General features: G+C 66.8%; 17 protein-coding genes. 11 read left to right on the top strand and 6 right to left on the bottom strand.

The features are described from left to right. Positions 1-210: 210 nt before the first annotated feature. The 3 genes from pcrA (at position 211) to sucD (ending at position 5,196) form a co-directional block, all read left to right on the top strand. A complete protein-coding gene (gene pcrA / locus AC1DES_RS05510) occupies positions 211-2,733 on the top strand; it encodes a DNA helicase PcrA (protein WP_476894680.1) in 2,523 nt (840 codons plus the stop codon). Between the two features lie 378 nt (positions 2,734-3,111). Next, positions 3,112-4,281, top strand: coding sequence for an ADP-forming succinate--CoA ligase subunit beta (gene sucC, locus AC1DES_RS05505; protein ID WP_476894679.1), 1,170 nt, complete (start codon positions 3,112-3,114; stop codon positions 4,279-4,281). Positions 4,282-4,293: 12 nt separating this feature from the next. Further along, positions 4,294-5,196: a succinate--CoA ligase subunit alpha gene (gene sucD / locus AC1DES_RS05500; protein WP_476894678.1), complete on the top strand. Its 903-nt coding sequence runs from the start codon at positions 4,294-4,296 to the stop codon at positions 5,194-5,196. Between the two features lie 163 nt (positions 5,197-5,359). Here the strand turns inward: sucD and AC1DES_RS05495 are convergent, their stop codons facing one another. Both AC1DES_RS05495 and AC1DES_RS05490 read right to left on the bottom strand, forming a co-directional pair. Continuing rightward, on the bottom strand, positions 5,360-5,842 hold the full coding sequence (locus tag AC1DES_RS05495) for an SRPBCC family protein (RefSeq protein WP_476894677.1): 483 nt from the start codon (positions 5,840-5,842) through the stop codon (positions 5,360-5,362). Then, positions 5,839-6,201 carry an ArsR/SmtB family transcription factor gene (locus tag AC1DES_RS05490; RefSeq protein WP_476894676.1) on the bottom strand — a complete coding sequence of 121 codons (363 nt, stop codon included), beginning with the start codon at positions 6,199-6,201 and terminating at the stop codon, positions 5,839-5,841. Before AC1DES_RS05490 ends, AC1DES_RS05495 begins: the two co-directional genes overlap by 4 nt. A 401-nt stretch (positions 6,202-6,602) precedes the next feature. Here AC1DES_RS05490 and iolC point away from each other — a divergent pair, with 401 nt between their 5' ends. The 5 genes from iolC (at position 6,603) to AC1DES_RS05465 (ending at position 12,639) form a co-directional block, all read left to right on the top strand. Further along, on the top strand, positions 6,603-7,604 hold the full coding sequence (gene iolC, locus AC1DES_RS05485) for a 5-dehydro-2-deoxygluconokinase (RefSeq protein ID WP_476894675.1): 1,002 nt from the start codon (positions 6,603-6,605) through the stop codon (positions 7,602-7,604). Further along, on the top strand, positions 7,601-8,593 hold the full coding sequence (locus AC1DES_RS05480) for a Cgl0159 family (beta/alpha)8-fold protein (RefSeq protein ID WP_476894674.1): 993 nt from the start codon (positions 7,601-7,603) through the stop codon (positions 8,591-8,593). Before iolC ends, AC1DES_RS05480 begins: the two co-directional genes overlap by 4 nt. A gap of 39 nt (positions 8,594-8,632) precedes the next feature. Further along, the gene (gene iolD, locus AC1DES_RS05475) at positions 8,633-10,558 is read left to right on the top strand and encodes a 3D-(3,5/4)-trihydroxycyclohexane-1,2-dione acylhydrolase (decyclizing) (protein WP_476894673.1); all 1,926 of its coding nucleotides are present in this window, start codon (positions 8,633-8,635) and stop codon (positions 10,556-10,558) included. A 138-nt stretch (positions 10,559-10,696) separates the two neighbouring features. Next, positions 10,697-11,608 (top strand): sugar phosphate isomerase/epimerase family protein, encoded by a 912-nt coding sequence (locus tag AC1DES_RS05470; protein ID WP_476894672.1) that lies wholly within the window; start codon positions 10,697-10,699, stop codon positions 11,606-11,608. A 17-nt stretch (positions 11,609-11,625) separates the two neighbouring features. Next, complete coding sequence (locus AC1DES_RS05465) at positions 11,626-12,639, top strand: Gfo/Idh/MocA family protein (RefSeq protein ID WP_476894671.1); 1,014 nt, start codon at positions 11,626-11,628, stop codon at positions 12,637-12,639. A 95-nt stretch (positions 12,640-12,734) separates the two neighbouring features. On the opposite strand, the gene AC1DES_RS05460 is transcribed toward AC1DES_RS05465, so the two are convergent. Then, complete coding sequence (locus tag AC1DES_RS05460; protein ID WP_476894670.1) at positions 12,735-13,184, bottom strand: MarR family winged helix-turn-helix transcriptional regulator; 450 nt, start codon at positions 13,182-13,184, stop codon at positions 12,735-12,737. 171 nt (positions 13,185-13,355) lie between these two features. Between AC1DES_RS05460 and AC1DES_RS05455 the strand changes: the two genes are divergently transcribed. Continuing rightward, positions 13,356-14,597: an MFS transporter gene (locus AC1DES_RS05455; protein WP_476894669.1), complete on the top strand. Its 1,242-nt coding sequence runs from the start codon at positions 13,356-13,358 to the stop codon at positions 14,595-14,597. A gap of 79 nt (positions 14,598-14,676) precedes the next feature. On the opposite strand, the gene iolB is transcribed toward AC1DES_RS05455, so the two are convergent. The 3 genes from iolB to AC1DES_RS05440 all read right to left on the bottom strand — a co-directional run bounded on the left by iolB (position 14,677) and on the right by AC1DES_RS05440 (position 17,399). After that, positions 14,677-15,573, bottom strand: a complete 897-nt coding sequence (iolB, locus tag AC1DES_RS05450) for a 5-deoxy-glucuronate isomerase (RefSeq protein WP_476894668.1) — start codon at positions 15,571-15,573, stop codon at positions 14,677-14,679. Positions 15,574-15,666: 93 nt separating this feature from the next. Beyond that, a complete protein-coding gene (locus AC1DES_RS05445; RefSeq protein ID WP_476894667.1) occupies positions 15,667-16,407 on the bottom strand; it encodes a GntR family transcriptional regulator in 741 nt (246 codons plus the stop codon). Positions 16,408-16,631: 224 nt separating this feature from the next. Next, positions 16,632-17,399, bottom strand: coding sequence for a gamma-glutamyl-gamma-aminobutyrate hydrolase family protein (locus AC1DES_RS05440; protein WP_476894666.1), 768 nt, complete (start codon positions 17,397-17,399; stop codon positions 16,632-16,634). Positions 17,400-17,439: 40 nt separating this feature from the next. Between AC1DES_RS05440 and AC1DES_RS05435 the strand changes: the two genes are divergently transcribed. Then, positions 17,440-17,919, top strand: coding sequence for an SRPBCC family protein (locus AC1DES_RS05435; RefSeq protein ID WP_476894665.1), 480 nt, complete (start codon positions 17,440-17,442; stop codon positions 17,917-17,919). Between the two features lie 12 nt (positions 17,920-17,931). Further along, the gene (locus AC1DES_RS05430) at positions 17,932-19,065 is read left to right on the top strand and encodes an LOG family protein (RefSeq protein ID WP_476894664.1); all 1,134 of its coding nucleotides are present in this window, start codon (positions 17,932-17,934) and stop codon (positions 19,063-19,065) included. The last annotated feature ends 17 nt before the right edge of the window (positions 19,066-19,082 follow it).

The following is a 19,082-nucleotide window of genomic DNA, read 5'->3' as shown; positions in this document are numbered from 1 at the left end:
CGTCTCCGAAGGCACCGGGGGACATGCTCATTCTTCGCCTGCGCAGCGGCACATGCTCATTCGACACCCGGAACCACCGTGGGACATGCTCATTCTTCGCGGCGGGGAGTGGGCATAGCGGGCATATGTCCAGTGGCTACGTGGCAGGGAGGGCATGTCCCAAAGGGGCGGACTCCGCTGTCAGCGGCAACGCCTAGACTTGTATGCACCATGGATATGTTGTTTGACCCTTACGCCGACGGACCCTTCCAGGCTGCCGCCAAGACTGCGGCGCCCACCAAGTCGTCTTCTTCCTCACGTGCCGGGAACGGGATGGCGGCCTTCGATTTCGCCGCCCTCACGGATGCAAACGGGACCAGCGGAGGGGACCGGGACCGCCCTCAGCTGCCGTCGGCGGCGGAGCTCCTTGAGGGGCTGAACCCGCAGCAGGAAGAAGCCGTCAAGCACGCCGGCGGCGCGCTGCTCATTGTGGCCGGCGCGGGCTCCGGCAAGACACGGGTGCTCAGCAACCGCATTGCCTACCTCATCGCCACGGGCCGGGCGCACCACGGCGAGATCCTGGCCATCACGTTCACCAACAAGGCCGCCGCCGAAATGCGTGAGCGGGTCGAGGCCCTCGTCGGAGCCCGGGCCAAGACCATGTGGGTGTCCACCTTCCACTCCTCCTGCGTCCGGATCCTGCGCCGCGAGGCCAAGAACGTCGGCCTGAACTCCAACTTCTCGATTTACGATTCCGCCGACTCGCTGCGTCTGATCACGCTCGTGGCCAAGAACCTGGACCTCGATCCCAAGCGGTTCGCGCCCAAGGCCATCCAGCACAAGATCTCCGCGCTCAAGAACGAGCTGATCGACGCCGACTCGTACGCCTCCAGCGCCAACTACAACGACCCCTTCGAGCAGGCCGTCGCCGAGGTCTTCAAGGGCTACACGCAACGCCTGCGCCAGGCCAACGCCATGGACTTCGATGACCTGATCGCCGAGACCGTCTACATGTTCCGGGCCTTCCCGGCGCTCGCCGACTCCTACCGGCGCCGTTTCCGCCATGTTCTCGTGGACGAATACCAGGACACCAACCACGCCCAGTACGCCCTGGTGCGCGAGATCGTCGGCGAGGGCCCCGGCGCGGCCGAGCTCACCGTCGTCGGCGATTCGGACCAGTCCATCTACGCCTTCCGCGGCGCCGACATCCGCAACATCGTGGAATTCGAGAAGGACTACCCGGACGCCCGCACCATCAAGCTGGAGCAGAACTACCGCTCCACCCAGACCATCCTCAGCGCCGCCAACTCCGTCATCTCCCGCAACCCCAACCGGCCGGAAAAGCGGCTCTGGACCGCCGAGGGCGACGGCGAGAAGATTGTCGGCTATGTCGGCGAGAACGAACACGACGAAGCCCAGTTCATCGCCAAGGAAATCGACCGGCTGCAGGACGAGGGGGATCTGCGCCCGGGCGACGTTGCGATCTTCTACCGCACCAACGCCCAGTCACGCTCCATCGAAGACGTCCTGGTCCGCGTCGGGCTGCCGTACAAGGTGGTTGGCGGAACCCGATTCTACGAACGCAAGGAGATCAAGGACGCGCTCGCCTACCTGCGCGTCCTGGTGAACCCCGACGACGACGTCAACCTCCGCCGTATCCTCAACGAGCCCAAGCGCGGCATCGGCGACCGTGCCGAAGGCGCCGTGGCCTCCCTCGCCCAGCGTGACCGGATCTCCTTCATGGCCGCGGCCCGCCGCGCCGACGAGGCGCCCGGCATGGCCACCCGTTCCGTCAACGCGGTGCAGGGCTTCGTGAAGCTGCTCGACGACCTCGCCGAGGTCGCGTCCGGCTCCGGCGCGGCCGCCGCCTTGGAAGCCGTCCTGGAACAGACCGGCTACCTCGCCGGCCTGCGCTCCAGCACCGACCCGCAGGACGAATCCCGGGTGGAAAACCTCGCGGAACTCGTCGCCGTCGTGCGTGAATACGAGCGCGACAACCCCGAAGGCTCGCTCGGGGCGTTCCTGGAGGGCGTCTCCCTCGTGGCGGACGCCGACCAGATCCCGGATGCCCCGGCGGGGACCGCCGACGAGCTAGCTGCCGCCGTGGCCGAAGCCAAACGTCTGGGCGTGGTGACGCTGATGACGCTGCACACCGCCAAGGGCCTGGAGTTTCCCGTGGTGTTCCTCACCGGCATGGAACACGGGCTGTTCCCGCACCAGCGCTCCGCAACCGACCCGAAGGAACTTGCCGAGGAACGCCGGCTGGCCTATGTCGGCCTGACCCGTGCCCGGAAGCGGCTGTACCTGACCCGTTCCGAGGTGCGCAGCATGTGGGGCCAGAGCCAGTACAACCCCGCGAGCCAGTTCATCGAGGAAATACCGGCCGAGCTCGTGGAATGGAAGCGCGAAGGCTCCAGCCGCCAGAGCGGCGGCTGGGGGAGCGGCGCCTCGATCGGTTCGAGCCGCTACGGCGGTTCCTTCTGGGGAGCAGGCACCGCCCGCGGCGCCGCGTCGAGCCCCTCCGCCGGCTTCAACGCCGAGGTTCCGGCCGCCGTCGCCAAGAACCGCGTGCAGCCGCAGAAGGAAGTTGTCGCCGTCAGCGTGGGGGACAAGGTCAACCACACCAGCTTCGGCAACGGCACCGTCCTGGCCGTTGAGGGTGCCGGGGACAAGACAGTGGCCAAGGTGAAGTTCGACATCGGCGAGAAGCGGCTCCTGCTCCGTTACGCACCGCTGACCAAGATCGGCGCCTGAGCACCCCGCCGTCGGGCTGCTGCCGCTTCCGCGCCGGCTCCGCCGACGGCGCCGCTCCGCCGTCCGCCGGTGCCGCCGCGGCCGTTACGAACCAATCTCCGGCGCCGGCAGACAACCCTCACGGCGCCCCTCCGAGGTCCGGAAAACCCCGAATTCTAGCGGTTTCTCTACGATCAATAGAATAGTGTCCTTTCTCACATAACATGTACTCTGGAACGGGCCGGTCCCAAGGAAGGACTAGAGTTCCCAGAGGAGCATTGCGCCGTGTGGCTCGTTTCCAAGCTTGTCGCAGGGTGCGTTTATTCCGCAGCCCGGTAACCGCGAGAACGTGGGGTCCGGCTGTACAGAAACTACTTCGACGTAGAAGGACACTAAACCGTGGACCTGTTTGAATATCAGGCGCGCGATATGTTCGAGGCGCACGGTGTACCCGTGCTTGCTGGCATCGTGGCGCACACCCCTGAAGAAGCAAAGGCAGCTGCCGAGAAAATCGGCGGCGTAACTGTCGTAAAGGCGCAGGTCAAGGCCGGAGGCCGCGGCAAAGCCGGCGGCGTCAAGGTCGCCAAGACCGCTGACGAAGCGTTTGAACACTCCACCAACATTCTCGGCATGGACATCAAGGGCCACACTGTTCACCGTGTGATGATTGCCCAGGGTGCGGACATCGCCGAGGAATACTACTTCTCGGTCCTCCTGGACCGGGCCAACCGCAACTACCTGGCCATGTGCTCGGTTGAAGGCGGCATGGAAATCGAGCAGCTCGCCGTTGAGCGGCCCGAGGCCCTTGCCAAGATCTCGATCGACCCGGCCGTAGGCATCGACCAGGCCAAGGCCGACGAAATCGTCGCCGCTGCGGGCTTCGCCGAGGAACTGCGCGGCAAGGTCGCCGGCGTGATCCTGAAGCTCTGGGACGTTTTCAAGAAGGAAGACGCCACCCTCGTGGAGGTCAACCCGCTGGTCCTGACCGGTGCCGGTGACATCGTTGCCCTTGACGGCAAGGTCTCCCTCGACGAGAACGCCGACTTCCGTCACCCGAAGCACGCCGCCCTTGAAGACAAGGACGCTGCTGACCCGCTCGAGGCCAAGGCCAAGGCGCAGGACCTCAACTACGTCAAGCTGGACGGCTCCGTCGGCATCATTGGTAACGGTGCCGGCCTTGTCATGTCCACTCTCGACGTCGTTGCCTACGCCGGCGAGAACCACGGCAACGTCAAGCCCGCCAACTTCCTGGACATCGGCGGTGGAGCATCCGCCGAGGTCATGGCGGCCGGCCTCGACGTCATCCTGGGTGACGAGCAGGTCAAGTCCGTCTTCGTCAACGTCTTCGGCGGCATCACTGCCTGTGACGCAGTGGCCAAGGGCATTGTCGGCGCACTGGCCGAGCTGGGCCACTCCGCGAACAAGCCGCTGGTCGTCCGCCTCGACGGCAACAATGTCGAGGAAGGCCGCCGCATCCTGGCCGAGGCCAACCACCCGCTGGTTACCCTGGCCGCCACCATGGACGAGGGCGCCGACAAGGCTGCCGAGCTCGCCAACGCAGCGAAGTAAAGGGACTCGACTATGTCTATTTATCTGAACAAGGACTCCAAGGTCATCGTCCAGGGCATCACCGGCGGCGAAGGCACCAAGCACACCGCCCTGATGCTGAAGGCCGGCACCAACGTTGTGGGCGGCGTCAACGCCCGCAAGGCCGGCACCACGGTGGTGCACGGAGAGAATGAGATCACCGTCTTCGGCACCGTCAAGGAAGCCATGGCCGAAACCGGCGCCGACGTCTCCATCGTCTTCGTGCCGCCGGCATTCACCAAGGACGCAGTCGTTGAAGCCATCGAGGCCGGCATCGGCCTGGTCGTCGTCATCACGGAAGGCGTCCCGGTCCAGGACTCCGCCGAGTTCTGGGCACTTGCCCAGTCCAAGGTCGACGCCAACGGCAAGCAGGTCACCCGGATCATCGGACCGAACTGCCCCGGCATCATCACCCCGGGTGAGGCTCTCGTCGGCATCACCCCGGCGAACATCACGGGCAAGGGCCCCATCGGCCTCGTCTCCAAGTCAGGCACCCTGACCTACCAGATGATGTACGAACTGCGCGACCTCGGCTTCTCCACCGCCATCGGCATCGGCGGCGACCCGGTCATCGGCACCACCCACATCGATGCTCTCGAAGCCTTCGAAGCTGACCCGGAGACCAAGGCGATTGTCATGATCGGCGAAATTGGCGGCGACGCCGAAGAGCGGGCCGCTGACTATATCAAGGCACATGTCACGAAGCCGGTTGTCGGCTACGTGGCCGGCTTCACCGCCCCGGAAGGCAAGACCATGGGCCACGCCGGCGCCATCGTCTCGGGTTCCGCGGGCACCGCCCAGGCCAAGAAGGAAGCCCTCGAGGCTGCCGGTGTTAAGGTCGGCAAGACGCCGTCCGAGACCGCCAAGCTCCTGCGCGAAGTCTTCGCGACCCTCTAGGTCCGAAGCACAAGCACCAAAAAGCAACGCGGGGTCACTTTCGGTCCATTCCACCCGCTGGGATGGGCGACAAGTGACTCCGCGTTGTGGGTTTAAAAGCGTACGACGGCGGCAGGCCACCATCCGTGGGGAAGGTGGCCTGCCGCCGTCGTACTCTGCGTTTCTAGACTTTCGCGCCGGCCAGGAGTTCGTCGAGCCGTTCGTAGGCTTCGGACAGGCCGCCTTCCATGCCGGACTGTGCCATGCCGTCACGCGCTTCCATGCTGGGGTAGACCGCATGGCCGCGCAGCCGCGTGCGTCCGCTGCCAAGGTCCTCGAAGGTGATGGACTCGATGCTCACCACGTCCGGGTAGCCGTCGAACTCGAAGGTCTGGATGGCGAAGTCGTTCTCCCGGACGGTGTGGAAGACGCCGCTGAAGCCGTAGCGGACGCCGTCCGGGTCAACGTGGTGGTACAGGTAGCTGCCGCCGGTGCGGAAGTCGTAGTGGTCGAGGTCCATCCGGAGCCGGCGGGGGCCGAGCCACCGGGCGACGAGCTCAGGCTCTCTGTGGGCCCGGAAGACATCGGCCACGGAAAAATCGAACTCCCGCTCGAAATCAATGAAGGGCAGTCCTTTTGGAACACTGACGGTCAGGGCGTTGGTCATGATGACTCCTTTGCCTGTGTGCCGCGTGCCGCGGCGTTTGATTGGAGCACGGCGTCGAGGCTGCGGAACTGCCCCTCGCGGACCAGCCGGTACTGGTCGATCCATGCGGTGAGCGCCTCCAGCCGTGCGGGGTTCAGGTGGACGGGCCGGCGCTGGGCGTCACGGGTGCGCGTGACCAGCTGTGCCTGCTCGAGGACCTGGATGTGTTTCGAGACCGCCTGTTTGGTGATCGCGAAAGGTTCCGCCAATTCATTCACGGTGGCCGGACCCCGGCTGAGCCGGGCGATGATGCGGCGGCGGACCGGGTCGGCGAGAGCGAGGAAGGCCGAGTCGAGATGCTCATCGTCGTGCTCGGCCATGGGCGCCCCTCCTCCCCGTCCAGGAATCCGGTCATCAGAGTTATCAAGTTGCTAATCAGCAAATCGGCTTAGTCAACCGGTTTATTGATCAACCTCTAGATTGTTAACGCTACTCCGGGCCGCCGTCCTGCGCAATACCCCCTTGCGCAGCGCGCGCGAACTTCATAAGTTTGTCAGTACAAATTGCCGGACTTGAGGTTCCGAGAAGGTGGCACGGGCGGCCGCGCCGTGGCGCAATCTGCACACCCCGTCACGTTGTTCATATGTCAGTACAAACTTTTGACAGTACATAGATTCTGGTGCAAAGTAGTGGAAGTGGCCCGGCCCACGTCGACCCCTAAGTACCGAAGCTCAGGCTGCCCAACGGTACCGCGCTCACACCAGAAAGGTCCACGATCACCGTGACCCACGAACTGCTCACGATCGGGCGAATCAGCGTTGACATCTACCCGAACGACATCGGGGTGGATCTGGAAGACGTGACGTCCTTCGGAAAGTACCTTGGCGGATCCCCGTCCAACGTCGCGGTCGCCGCCGCCCGCCATGGCCGCCGCACCGCCGTCATCAGCCGCACCGGCGACGACGCCTTCGGCAAATACCTGCACCGCGAACTGCGCAAGTTCAAGGTGGACGATTCCTTCGTGACCGCCGTCAAGGAATGGCCCACGGCGGTCACGTTCTGCGCGATCAAGCCGCCGGACGACTTCCCGCTCTACTTCTACGGACGCTTCCCCACAGCCCCGGACCTGCAGATCAAGGCCGGGGAGCTGGACCTGGACGCCATCAGGGACGCCGGAATCTTCTGGTCCACCGTCACCGGCCTTTGCCAGGAGCCCAGCCGCACCGCCCATCTGACGGCACACGAGGCGCGGCCGCGCACCGGGCTGAAGCCCGGCCAGTTCACCATCCTGGACCTGGACTACCGGCCGATGTTCTGGGCCTCCGAAGCTGAAGCCCGCGACCAGATCGCCAGGATCCTGCCGCACGTCACCGTGGCGATCGGCAACGACAAGGAATGCGCCGTTGCCGTCGGCGAAGGCACACCCGACGAACAGGCGGACCGCCTGCTCGCCGCCGGCGTCGAAATCGCCGTCGTGAAACTTGGCGCGGAAGGCGTGATGGCCAAGACCCGCACCGACCGCGTCGTCTCCGCCCCGGTCCCGGTGGAAACCGTCAACGGACTTGGCGCCGGAGACTCCTTCGGCGGGGCCTTCTGCCACGGCTTGCTCTCGGGCTGGCCGCTGGCCCAGGTCCTCGACTTCGCCAATGCCGCGGGCGCCCTCGTCGCCTCCCGCCTGTCCTGCGCCGATGCGATGCCGACGCCGGACGAAGTCACGGGCCTGCTCACCGAACGCGGCCGCCTGGCGGTCGGTACCTACGCCTCCGAGGGGGCAGCACTGTGAGGGCGAACCCCGCCGCCGCCACGGTTGGCGTGGACGATGATCCCCGCCGCTACGAGCACCTGGGCATCATCAGGCTCGAAGACCCGGGGGCGGTCGCCCGCGCTGCGAAGGCCCGGCGCCGCCACCCCGGACCCAAAGCCGGCAAGCAGAACTTCATCGTCGCCGCCGACCACCCGGCCCGCGGGGCACTCGCGGTGGGCAGTGATCCCGTGGCCATGGCCGACCGCCGCCAGCTCCTGGACCGCCTGCAGACCGCCCTGGCCAACCCGGACGTCGACGGCTTGTTGGCCTCGCCGGACATCATGGACGACCTCCTGCTGCTCGGGGCGCTGGACGGCAAGCTGCTGTTCGGCTCGATGAACCGCGGCGGACTCTCCGGCCTGGTCAACGAATTCGATGACCGCTTCACCGGCCACACCGCGGCGGCGCTCGAAGCCCTCGGCGCCAACGGCGGCAAGATGCTCACGCGAATCTGCCTCGGCGACCCGGACACCGTTTCCGCCCTCGAAGCCACCGCACGGGCCATCGATTCCCTCGCGGAGCGCAAGCTTATTGCCATGGTCGAACCCTTCCTCTCCATCCGCGAGCACGGGAAGGTCCGCAATGACCTCTCCACCAACGCCGTCATCAAGTCCGTCGCCATCGCCGAAGGCCTCGGCTCGACCAGCGCCTACACGTGGATGAAGCTGCCCGTCGTGGCCGGGATGGAAAGGGTCATGGCCGCCACCACCATGCCCACCGTGCTCCTCGGCGGGGACCCGGACAGCAGCCAGGATGAGGTCTTCGCCAGCTGGCAGGATGCCCTCGCACTGCCGGGAGTCCAGGGCCTCACTGTCGGCCGGACCCTGCTCTACCCGCACGACGGCGACGTCGCCGGCGCCGTAGCAACCGCCGCCTCGCTGCTGCACCGCACCGAACCCGCCCGCACCGACCCCGCCCGCACCGAACCCGCCGTCGCCAAAGCCGTCGCCAAAGAAGTATCGGAGTAACTACCCATGGGATTGAGAACTGCATCAGGAACACGCAGAATGACGGTCGCCCAGGCGGTCGTGGAATACCTGTCCGGGCAGTACACGGTTGATTCGATCGGCGGCCAGGACTTCCGGGAGCGGCTGATTCCGGGTATCTTCGGCATCTTCGGCCACGGCAATGTTGCCGGCGTCGGCCAGGCCCTCAAGCAGTACCAGCAGCTCGATCCGGCGATCATGCCGTACTACCAGGGCCGCAACGAGCAGGCCCAAGCCCACCAGGCCGTCGGCTACGCCCGGCACACCCGGCGCCGCCAGACCTTCGCGATCAGCACCTCGATCGGCCCGGGTTCCTCGAACCTGCTCACCGGCGCGGCCCTGGCAACGACGAACCGGCTGCCGGTGCTCCTGCTGCCCAGTGACACGTTCGCCACCCGCGCCGCTGACCCGGTGCTGCAGCAGCTCGAACGCCCGGAGGCCTACGACATCACCGTCAACGACGCCTTCCGGCCGCTGTCGAAGTTTTTCGACCGCGTCTCCCGGCCCGAGCAGCTGTTTTCCGCGTTCCACCACGGCCTGCGCGTCCTCACCGACCCGGCCGAGACCGGCGCGGTCACCATCTCGCTGCCCCAGGACGTCCAGGCCGAAGCCTTCGACGTTCCCGAGGAATTCCTGGCCGAACGCGAATGGCGGATCCGCCGCCCCGACCCCGACGACGAGGACATCCGCCGCGCCGCCGAGGCGATCCGCGCCGCCAAGCGCCCGCTGATCATCGCCGGCGGCGGCGTGCTCTACGCCTACGCCAACGAGGAACTCGCGGCGTTCGTCGAGCTGACAGGCATCCCGGTGGGCAACACCCAGGCCGGCGTCGGCGTCCTGCCCTGGGACCACAAGTTCTCCCTGGGCGCGATCGGTTCCACCGGTACGACCGCGGCGAACGCCATCGCCGCCGAAGCGGACCTGATCATTGGCATCGGCACCCGCTACGAGGACTTCACTACCGCGTCCCGGACCGCGTTCCAGAACCCGGACGTGAAGTTCATCAACATCAACGTCGCACCGATCGACGCCTACAAGCACGGCACCTCCCTGCCGATCGTCGCGGACGCCCGCAAGGCCCTGACGAAGCTGAACCGGGCCCTCGGCGGCTACCGGATCGGCGCGGACCTCGAACAGCAGATCGCGGACGAGAAGACCCGCTGGGACGCCACCGTGGACGCAGCCTTCGACACCCGCTTCACCCCGCTGCCTGCCCAGAACGAAATCATCGGCGCCACGCACCGGGCCATGGACGCCCAGGACGTCGTCATCTGCGCCGCCGGATCCCTCCCGGGGGACCTGCACAAGATGTGGCGCGTCCGGGACCCGTTCGGCTACCACGTCGAATACGCCTACTCCTGTATGGGTTATGAAATTCCGGGCGGCCTCGGCGTCAAACGTGCCGCCCTGGCTGAAGCGGCGAAGGGCGGGGCGCAGCGCGACGTGGTCGTCATGGTCGGGGACGGCTCCTACCTGATGATGCACACCGAACTCGTCACCGCCGTCGCCGAACGGATCAAGCTGATCGTGGTGCTGATCCAGAACCACGGCTACGCCTCGATCGGCTCGCTCTCGGAGTCCCTGGGCTCGCAGCGCTTCGGCACCCGGTACAGGGCCCTGGACGAGGAGCACCACAGCTTCGACGACGGCGAGCGGCTTCCGGTGGACCTGGCGCTGAACGCCGAAAGCCTGGGCGTGAAGGTGATCCGGATCGAACCGGGCGAGAAGGTCATCGCCGAGCTCGAGCAGGCCGTCCGCGACGCCAAAGCGGCCCCCGAAAGCGGCGGCCCGATCCTCATCCACGTTGAATCCGACCCGCTGCTGGATGCCCCCAGCTCCGAATCGTGGTGGGACGTCCCGGTCTCCCAGGTCTCCGGGCTCGACTCCACGCAGCAAGCCTTCCAGACCTACGCCGACCACAAGAGCCGCCAGCGCAAGCTGCTCTGACCCGCGCCCTCTGGGCCGCCCCGGCAAGGACAGACCCGGACACCTAGCACCCGAACAACCACCATCGACTGCTCCGCAGGTGCCGTTTTGAGCGTCCAAAACGGCACTTGCGGAGCAATGGATGGGAAGGAATGGAACATGGCTGAGAACAAACTCATCATCGGCACCGCGCCGGACTCCTGGGGCGTCTGGTTCCCGGATGACCCAAAGCAGACCCCGTGGGAACGCTTCCTCGACGAAGTCGCCGAATCCGGCTACAAGTGGATCGAACTTGGCCCCTACGGCTACCTCCCCACGGACCCGGCCCGCCTCGCCGAAGAGCTCAAGGCCCGCGACCTGAAGATTTCGGCGGGCACCGTGTTCACCGCCTTCCACCGCGGCCTGGACCAGTGGGAGGCTGCGTGGGAACCGGCCCGCAAGGTTGCCGAGCTCACCGCCGCGATGGGCGGGGAACACGTGGTGGTCATCCCGGCGATGTGGCGCGACGACGTCACCGGGGAGGCCCTGGAGAGCGGCACGCTCACCGAAAAGGCCTGGCATGGCCTCTTCGCCGGCCACAACCGCCTGGGCAAGACGCTGCTGGAGGACTTCGGCCTCAAACAGCAGTTCCACCCGCACGCAGACTCCCACGTCGGCGCGCAGGACGACATTGAAACCCTTCTCGCCGCTACGGACGCCCAGTACCTCAGCCTCTGCCTGGACACCGGCCACGCCGAATACTGCGGGGCCTCCAGCCTTGAACTGATCAGGAACTACCCGGACCGGATCGGCTACCTGCACCTCAAGCAGATCAACCCGGACATCCTCAAAAAGGTCAACGCGGAAAACATGACGTGGGCTGCCGCCAACCTGGCGGGCGTCATGACCGAGCCGCCGAATGGCCTGCCGGACCTGCGCGCCGTCATCGAAGCCGTCGAGGCTCTCAATCGTCCGATCTTCGGCATCGTGGAACAGGACATGTACCCCGTCTCATTCGACGTCCCGATGCCGATCGCCAAGCGCACCCGCAACTACCTGCTCTCCTGCGGCTCCCGCTCCGCCGTCAACTAGAACCCAAGGAACCCACCATGACCAGGACACTCCGCGTAGCTGTCATCGGCGCCGGCCGTATGGGCGCAGACCACATCCAGAGGCTCAACACCCGCATCCACGGCGCTGAAGTCGCTGCCGTCGTCGACGTCGACCTCGCCCGTGCCCAGGCCGCCGTCGAAGGCATCCCGGGCGCCGTCGCCCTGGCCGGCGCAGACGAAGCCCTCAACAACGGCGACGTCAACGCCGTGCTGATCGCCACCCCCGGGTTCTTGCACGAGGACATCCTCATGAAGGCGATCGCCAAGGACATCCCGATCCTCTGCGAGAAACCGCTCACCCCGGATGCCGGGTCTGCCTGGAAGATCATCGAGGCCGAAGAAAAGCTCGGCCACAAGCGCATCCAGGTCGGCTTCATGCGCCGCTTCGACGCCGAATATGCCGCCCTCGGCAAGATCATCCGCGACTCCGAACTCGGCGAGCTGCTCATGCTGCACCACCAGCACCGGAACCCCACCACCCCGGCGGGCTTCACCAATGAGATGCTGATCAACGACTCGGTGGTCCACGAATTCGACGCCATCCGCTATTTCACGGGCGAGGAAATCACCTCGGTCCAGGTCCGCCTCGGCAAAGCGACGAGGAGCGCCCCGGCCGGGCAGCATGATCCGCAGCATGTGCTGATCGAGACGGAGTCCGGCGTCCTGGCCGACGTCGAGATCTACGTCAACGCGAAGTTCGGCTACGAAGTGGCCACCCAGGCCGCCTTCGAGGACGGCATCGTCAGCATTGGCGGGGACAAAGGTCCGTACACCCGCAGCAACGGCCGCTGGGGCGGCGTTGTCACCCCGGGCTTCGAGGAGCGCTTCGGGGCAGCGTACGACGTCGAAATCCAGTCCTGGGTGGACGCGGCCCTCCGCGATGAGATCGGCGGCCCCACCGCCTGGGACGGCTACGCGACGGCCGCCTGCTGCGAGGCCGGCGTCGAGGCGCAGAAGAACGGCGAAAAGGTCGCCGTCAAGCTCAACGCCAAGCCCGCCCTCTACCGCTAGGAACGCTGCCCAGGAGCGGAAACCCGGGCCGGAAACCCGGGCCGGAAACCCGGGCCGGAAAGCCGGGCCGGAAAGCCGGGCCGGAACCAGGCGGCTTAGACTCCGGCGTGCAGGCGGGGGAGGGCGTTCACCAGGGGCGCCAGTTCCGGTACATCCTGGGCTTCCGCCAAGGCGCGCTCCAGCGTGGCGTCGTGGATGGGCCGGGCCTCCTCCAGCAGCGTGACGCCGCTGGGGGTGAGCTCGGTGTAGATTCCGCGGCGATCGTCGGCGCACAGGATCCGGGTCAGCAGGCCGCGGTCTTCGAGCCGGTTGACGAGCCGTGTAGTGGCGCTGGGGCTCAGTGCGGTGGCGCGCGCCAGCTGCTGCATGCGCATGTGCCAGCCGTCCTGGCGGCTCAGTGCATCCAACACCGTGTATTCCACCACTGAAAGCCGCGCATTGGCCTGCAGCGAGCGTTCCAGCTCGGATTCGATCATCCCGTGCAAGGCCGCCAGTGTCCGCCAGCCTTGCGCCCGGACCTCGACGGCGTCGTCCTTGATGCCCATCTGTTGTTCCCTTCCCTCAGCCTGCCCCGTTCCCAAAAAGCGCGGAATGCGGCCATTCTCCATAGTAGTTGCTTGCGCGCTATATCCGTTTGTGCAACAATAAATAACGCGTCTGCAACTACTAGCTTACGCCTCGTATTACTTTCCGTACAGTTTCGAAGGAGCTCCTCCATGCCTATTGGCCTGATAGCACTCGCCCTTGGCGGGTTCGGGATCGGACTCACTGAGTTCGTCATCATGGGCCTGCTCCCGCAGGTATCCGCAGACTTCCACGTCAGCGAGGCCACGGCGGGCTGGCTGATCTCGGGGTACGCACTCGCCGTCGTCGTCGGCGCGCTGGTCCTCACCGCCGCCGTGACGCGCTTCGAGCGCAAGCCCGTGCTGGCCGTGCTGATGGTCCTCTTCATCGCCGGCAACCTCGTCTCGGCCCTGGCGCCGGACTACTGGACCATGATGATCGGACGCATCCTTGCCGCCCTGGCCCACGGCGCCTTCTTCGGCATCGGTGCGGTGGTGGCAGCAAGCATGGTGGCGCCCAACAAAAAGGCAGGTGCCATCGCCATCATGTTCACGGGCCTGACGGCCGCAAACGTGCTGGGCGTCCCCTTCGGAACCATGCTCGGACAGGCCGCAGGCTGGCGTTCCACGTTCTGGGGGATCACCGGGATCGGTGTCCTGGCGCTCGCCGGCATCCTCACCCTCGTGCCGAAGACGGGATCAAGCCAGACAGCCCCCGGTTCTGCCTCCGGCGGCTTGCGCGGCGAGCTGCGCGCCTTCCGGTCCGGACAGGTCTGGCTTTCGATCCTCGTCACCATCCTCGGCTACGGCGGCATGTTCGGCGCCTTCACCTACGTCGCGTTCACGCTCACCGAGGTCACCGGCTTCGCCGCCTCCACCGTTCCGTGGCTCCTGATCCTCTTCGGCGTGGGCCTCTTCATCGGCAACACCATCGGAGGCAAGGCCGCCGACAAGAACGTCGACCGTACCCTCCTGGTGGTGCTCTCGGCGCTGGTCGTGGTGCTCGTGGTGTTCGCCCTGACCTCCAACAACCAGCCCATGACCATCGCCTCCATGGTCCTGCTGGGCGGCTTCGGCTTCGCAACCGTTCCCGGCCTGCAGATGCGCGTCATGAAGTACGCCACCACCGCCCCCACCCTAGCCTCCGGTGCCAATATCGGTGCCTTCAACGTGGGCAACGCCCTCGGCGCCTGGATGGGCGGCGTGACGATTACGGCCGGCCTCGGCTACACCTCGCCGATCTGGGCCGGTGCCGGCATCACCGCGCTGGGCCTTGCCGTGATGGCGTTCGCGGCAGCCAATGCGAAACGGCGCGGCGCCGGACAGCCGGCCGACGCTGACAGCTCCGCGGCCGACGCTGAGACTGACGCTGAGACTGAACTGCAGCCGGCCTAACGTCCCGCTTGGCAACGTCCCGGTTGGCAACGGCCCGGCGGCCAATCGACAGCCGGCCTAACGGCCAACGGCAGCCGGCCTAACGGCCGAACGGCAGCCGCGGGTCCAGGTCCTGGCCCTCCCAGGTCTGGCGGATCCAGCCGTGGTGCGGGTCGTCGCTGATGAGCCACTCCCGGACCGGGCCCGGACCGGCCATGACGTTGAGGTAGTACATGTCGTAGCCGGGGGCAGCCATGGCGGGCCCGTGCCAGCCGTAGGGGACCAGTACGACGTCGCCGGTCCTGACTTCGGCCGCGACGTCGATGGGGCGCCCGTCGGAGGCATAGACGCGCTGGTAGCCGATCGCGTCGTCGGCGCCCGGGCGCTCCGGCGCCCCGGGCGCCACCCGGGTTTCGAAGTAGTAGATCTCCTCGAGGCTGGTCTCGCCGTCTTTTTCCTCGTCGTGCTTGTGCGGGGGATAGGAGGACCAGTTCCCGGCGGGGGTGAGGACCTCGCAGACGATGAAGCGGTCGGCCTCCAGCGCCGCCGGAGTTCCGAAGTTGTGGACCTGGCGGGAGCAGTTGCCCGCCCCGCGCAGTTCCACCGGCGTCTCGGCGGCTGTGATCTGGCGGGTGGGGTAGGAGGTGTTGGCCGGGGCGGTGGCAACCGCCACCCGGCCGCCGTCGGCCGAACTGATGGTCACGGCCTTTCCGGCCCCTGTGTAGAGCACATCGCTGGGACCGCTGAAGACGCTCTCCCGTCCGGCCAGTGCGTAGTCCTGGCCGTCCACCGATGCCGTGAAAGATCCGCTGAGCGGGATCACGATGCGTTCCTCACTTGCGGCGGCAAGCTCGACGGCGCCGGCGGGCGCCAGCGTCGAGACCTTTAGCCCGGTGTGCGCCCAGCCGTCAATCTCCAGCCGCGAATCGGCGGTCCCGATCGAAATGTCCCACTTGCCATCGGCTGCGGTGCCGAGCGGATAGACCCAGTTGGCCATGGAAGCTGCCCTTTCGTTGGCGCGCCGGAGGAAGGCGCGTGGGTGCGGAGCGGAGGCGGCAGGATTGGTTGTTGAGTGCCTCTCCGTGAGCGCCTATCTCTGAACGAGTGTCATTTCAAAGCTGTAGGAATCTGCCCTGTAGACGTGGTGGCCGGTTTCCACCATGCGCCCGGTGTCGTCCACGGCGGTGCGCTCCATGGTGACGAGTGCTGATCCGGGGGTGGTCTCGAGCAGCGGCGCCTGGTAATCGTTGGCGATCATGGCGCCGATCCGCTGCGATGCAAGGCGGAAGTTCACGCCGCCGTTACGCAGGATGCCATAGAGGCCCTGCGATGCGAGGAGGGCCTCGTCGATCAAGGTGATGTCGTCGCGCACCCAGTTCTCCATTAAGGCCAGCGGCTTGCCGCCGACTTTCCGGAGCCGGGCGAAGTGGTAGACCTTGGCGCCGGCGGGAAGCTGCAGCGCCTTCAGGATCGCGGCGTCCGCCTCTTCATGGGAAAAGCTGAGGACCTCGGTGGTGGGTTTGCTGCCATTGTTGCTCAGGTCGTCGTACAGGCTCGAGAGTTCCAAGGGGCGGCGGACCTGGCTGGACACCACCTGCGTCCCCACGCCGCGTTTGCGGACCAGGAGGCCGGACCGGACAAGCTCATCCATGGCTTTGCGCATCGTGGGGCGCGAAAGGTTCAGCTGGGCGGCAAAATCGATCTCATTTTCCAGCCGGCTGCCGGGCTCCAGCAGTCCGGTGTGTATCGCAGCCTCGATGCCTTGCACCACCTGGTGGTACAGCGGCACCGGGGAAGAACGGTCGATCCGCAGGTTCAGTTGATTCGCCACTGGGCGTGCTCCCTTGTGCTCCGCGGCCGCCGTAGCGCCGGCCTGTCCACGCATGTCAGGCGCATGTTCGCTTGATAGGACATACTGCCTTTTTCTGATAGTAGCAGGGCCGCCGAGGGGAAGCCAAGGGCTCCCTGCCGGCGCCTGTGGCTCTCGAACAATGCGGGATTGCGGCTTGGTCCCCGGCTCCCCGGTCCGCGGGGCCGTGAGTGCCGCCAGCGGACTCAGGGGCGGTTCCGGCACACCTCGACGAAGGCCCGGAACGGGGCGAGCCGCTCCCCGGCGGGAAGTTCCAGGGCTTCGGGGTGCCACTGGACCGAGGCCACCCAGCGCTCCGGGTCCTCCAGCGCTTCAATGGTTCCGTCCTCTGCGACGGCAGTCACCACCAGGCCGTCGGCCACCCGGGCCACCGCCTGGTGATGGCCGGACGCGATCTTCACGGCGGCACCGGCGCCGCCGTCGTAGAGGCCGGCCACCTTCGTGCCGGGCTGCAGTTCGACTTCGTGCCAGGCCCACGGACCGGCCCCGTGCGCCGGCGCGGGCTCGTGGTGCACCACCGGTCCCGGCGGCATGTCCTGGACGAGGGTCCCGCCGTAGAGCACATTGAGCAACTGATGCCCGCGGCAGATGCCGAGGACCGGCAGCCCGGCGTCGATCGCGTGCCGCGCAACCGCGAGGTCGAGTTCGTCCTGGGCCAGGTTGACGTCATAGCAATAGGCGCTTTCCTCTTCGCCGTAGAGCCGGGGGTCGAGATCACCGCCGCCGGGAAGGACGACGCCGTCGAGCGCCTTCAGCTCCGCGTCCAGGCTGTTGCCGTCCGACGCTGCCGTGAGCAGCACGGGTTCGCCCCCGCCGTCGCGCACCAAGTCCACGATGTAGTCGAAGAGGCCGTTGGCTTCGGCCACCCGCGGGTCCGGGTCCGAGGAACTGCTGAGGCGGATCGGGACGCCGATGCGGGGCCGGTTGCCGGCGGGGCGGAGGGAAGTCTGCATGGCTCATTCTGCAACAGAATCCGAGGACTAGGATTGCCGGATGAACAACAGATATCTCGTGTCCCGCAGCCGCTTCATCGCGGCCGCCCCGGAAGCCATCTTCGACGTGCTCGCCACCCCCGCTCTGCACAGCGTGATCGACGGCTCAGACACGGTCAAGGCTGCCCAGCCGCACGGCCCCGCACGGCTGGCCCTCGGCGCCAAGTTCGGCATGGAAATGAACATGCGCGTGGACTACAAGATCCTCAACACCGTCTGCGAGTTCGAGGAAGGCCGCCGCATTGCGTGGCGCCACTTCTACGGCCACGTGTGGCGCTACCTCCTGGAGCCTTCCGCCGGCGCCGACGGCACGCCGGGCACACTCGTGACCGAACAGTGGGACGCGCGCCAGGTCCGCGGCAGGATCCTCCTGCGGCTGGCAGGCTACCTCCGCCGGCACCCGGCGAACCTGGAACAGACCCTGGCCAAGCTCGACGCCTACATGGCCGCGCCCGGCCGTGTTCCTGGCCTGCACAGCTAAGAGCGCCGCCGCGTGAGCGCAGCCCGCAGCCTGCACCCCAGCCCCCGCACGCTTGAGGTCGAGAGCCTGGCCAGCTTCGACCGGCTGGTCGCGGCCGGGGCGCACAGCATGCACGGCTGGCACGCCCAGTCGCTGGACCTGCGCGGCCGGCGGCCCACGCTGGAGATGATGGACGTGCAGGGGGCGATCTTCCTGGGCTGCACCTTTGACGAGGGTGTGGAGGATTCGCTGCGCAGCCGGGGAGCCTTGATTTTCCCCAGGCTCGAGGAGGTTCCCTTCGACCCGTACCGCGGCGGCCTGTACAGCCCGCAGGAACTGTACGCGGGGATAGCCGCCTCCCGCTACGAGGACACCCTGGATGCCAGGGTGTACCAGTGGAGTATCCGGCCGGGCCAGCGCCACCGCCTCGATGCCACGCTCGCCGCCGCCCTGCACGACCATTCAATCGGCGACGCCCTGGAAGAGCTCACCCGCTCGGAACTGTGCGTGGGCCGCACCATGGTCGGAGTCATGGGCGGCCACATTGCCCGCCGCGGCTCGGCACGCTTTGAGGAAGCCGCGCTGCTGGGCCGGCTGCTGGCCAGGAACAACCGGGTTGTCGCCACCGGTGGCGGCCCCGGAGCCATGGAGGCAGCAAATCTTGGCGCCTTCCTCAGCGAGGCGCCGGACAAGGAGTTCCGGCGGGCCCTGGACGATCTTGCCGCGGTCCCGACCTTCAGGCCCTCGGTGTCGGCGTGGGCGCGCGCGGCCGCCGCCGTCGTCGAGCGCCATCCGGACGGTATGCCGTCACTGGGGATTCCCACATGGTTTTATGGGCATGAGCCGCCGAACTTCTTCGCCACGCATGTCGCGAAGTACTTCGCCAACGCAGTCCGTGAGGCCATCCTGCTTGAGCTGTGCAACGGCGGCATCATCTTCCTGCCCGGATCCGGGGGCACTGTGCAGGAGATCTTCCAGGACGCCTGCGAGAACTACTATGGCGCGCCGGAAACGATCACGCCCATGGTGCTCGTCGGTCACGAGCATTGGTTGAGCCGCTTCCCGGCGTGGCCGCTGCTGCAGAGCCTGGCCGCCGGCCGGCGGATGGAAGACCGGATCTTCCTTGTCGACACCGTGGACGAGGCACTCGCCGTGCTGGAGCGCTAGGGGTTCACGGGTCCTTG

The organism is Arthrobacter sp. 05T442, assembly GCF_056395945.1.
This window is presented reverse-complemented; position numbering and strand designations above follow the sequence as displayed.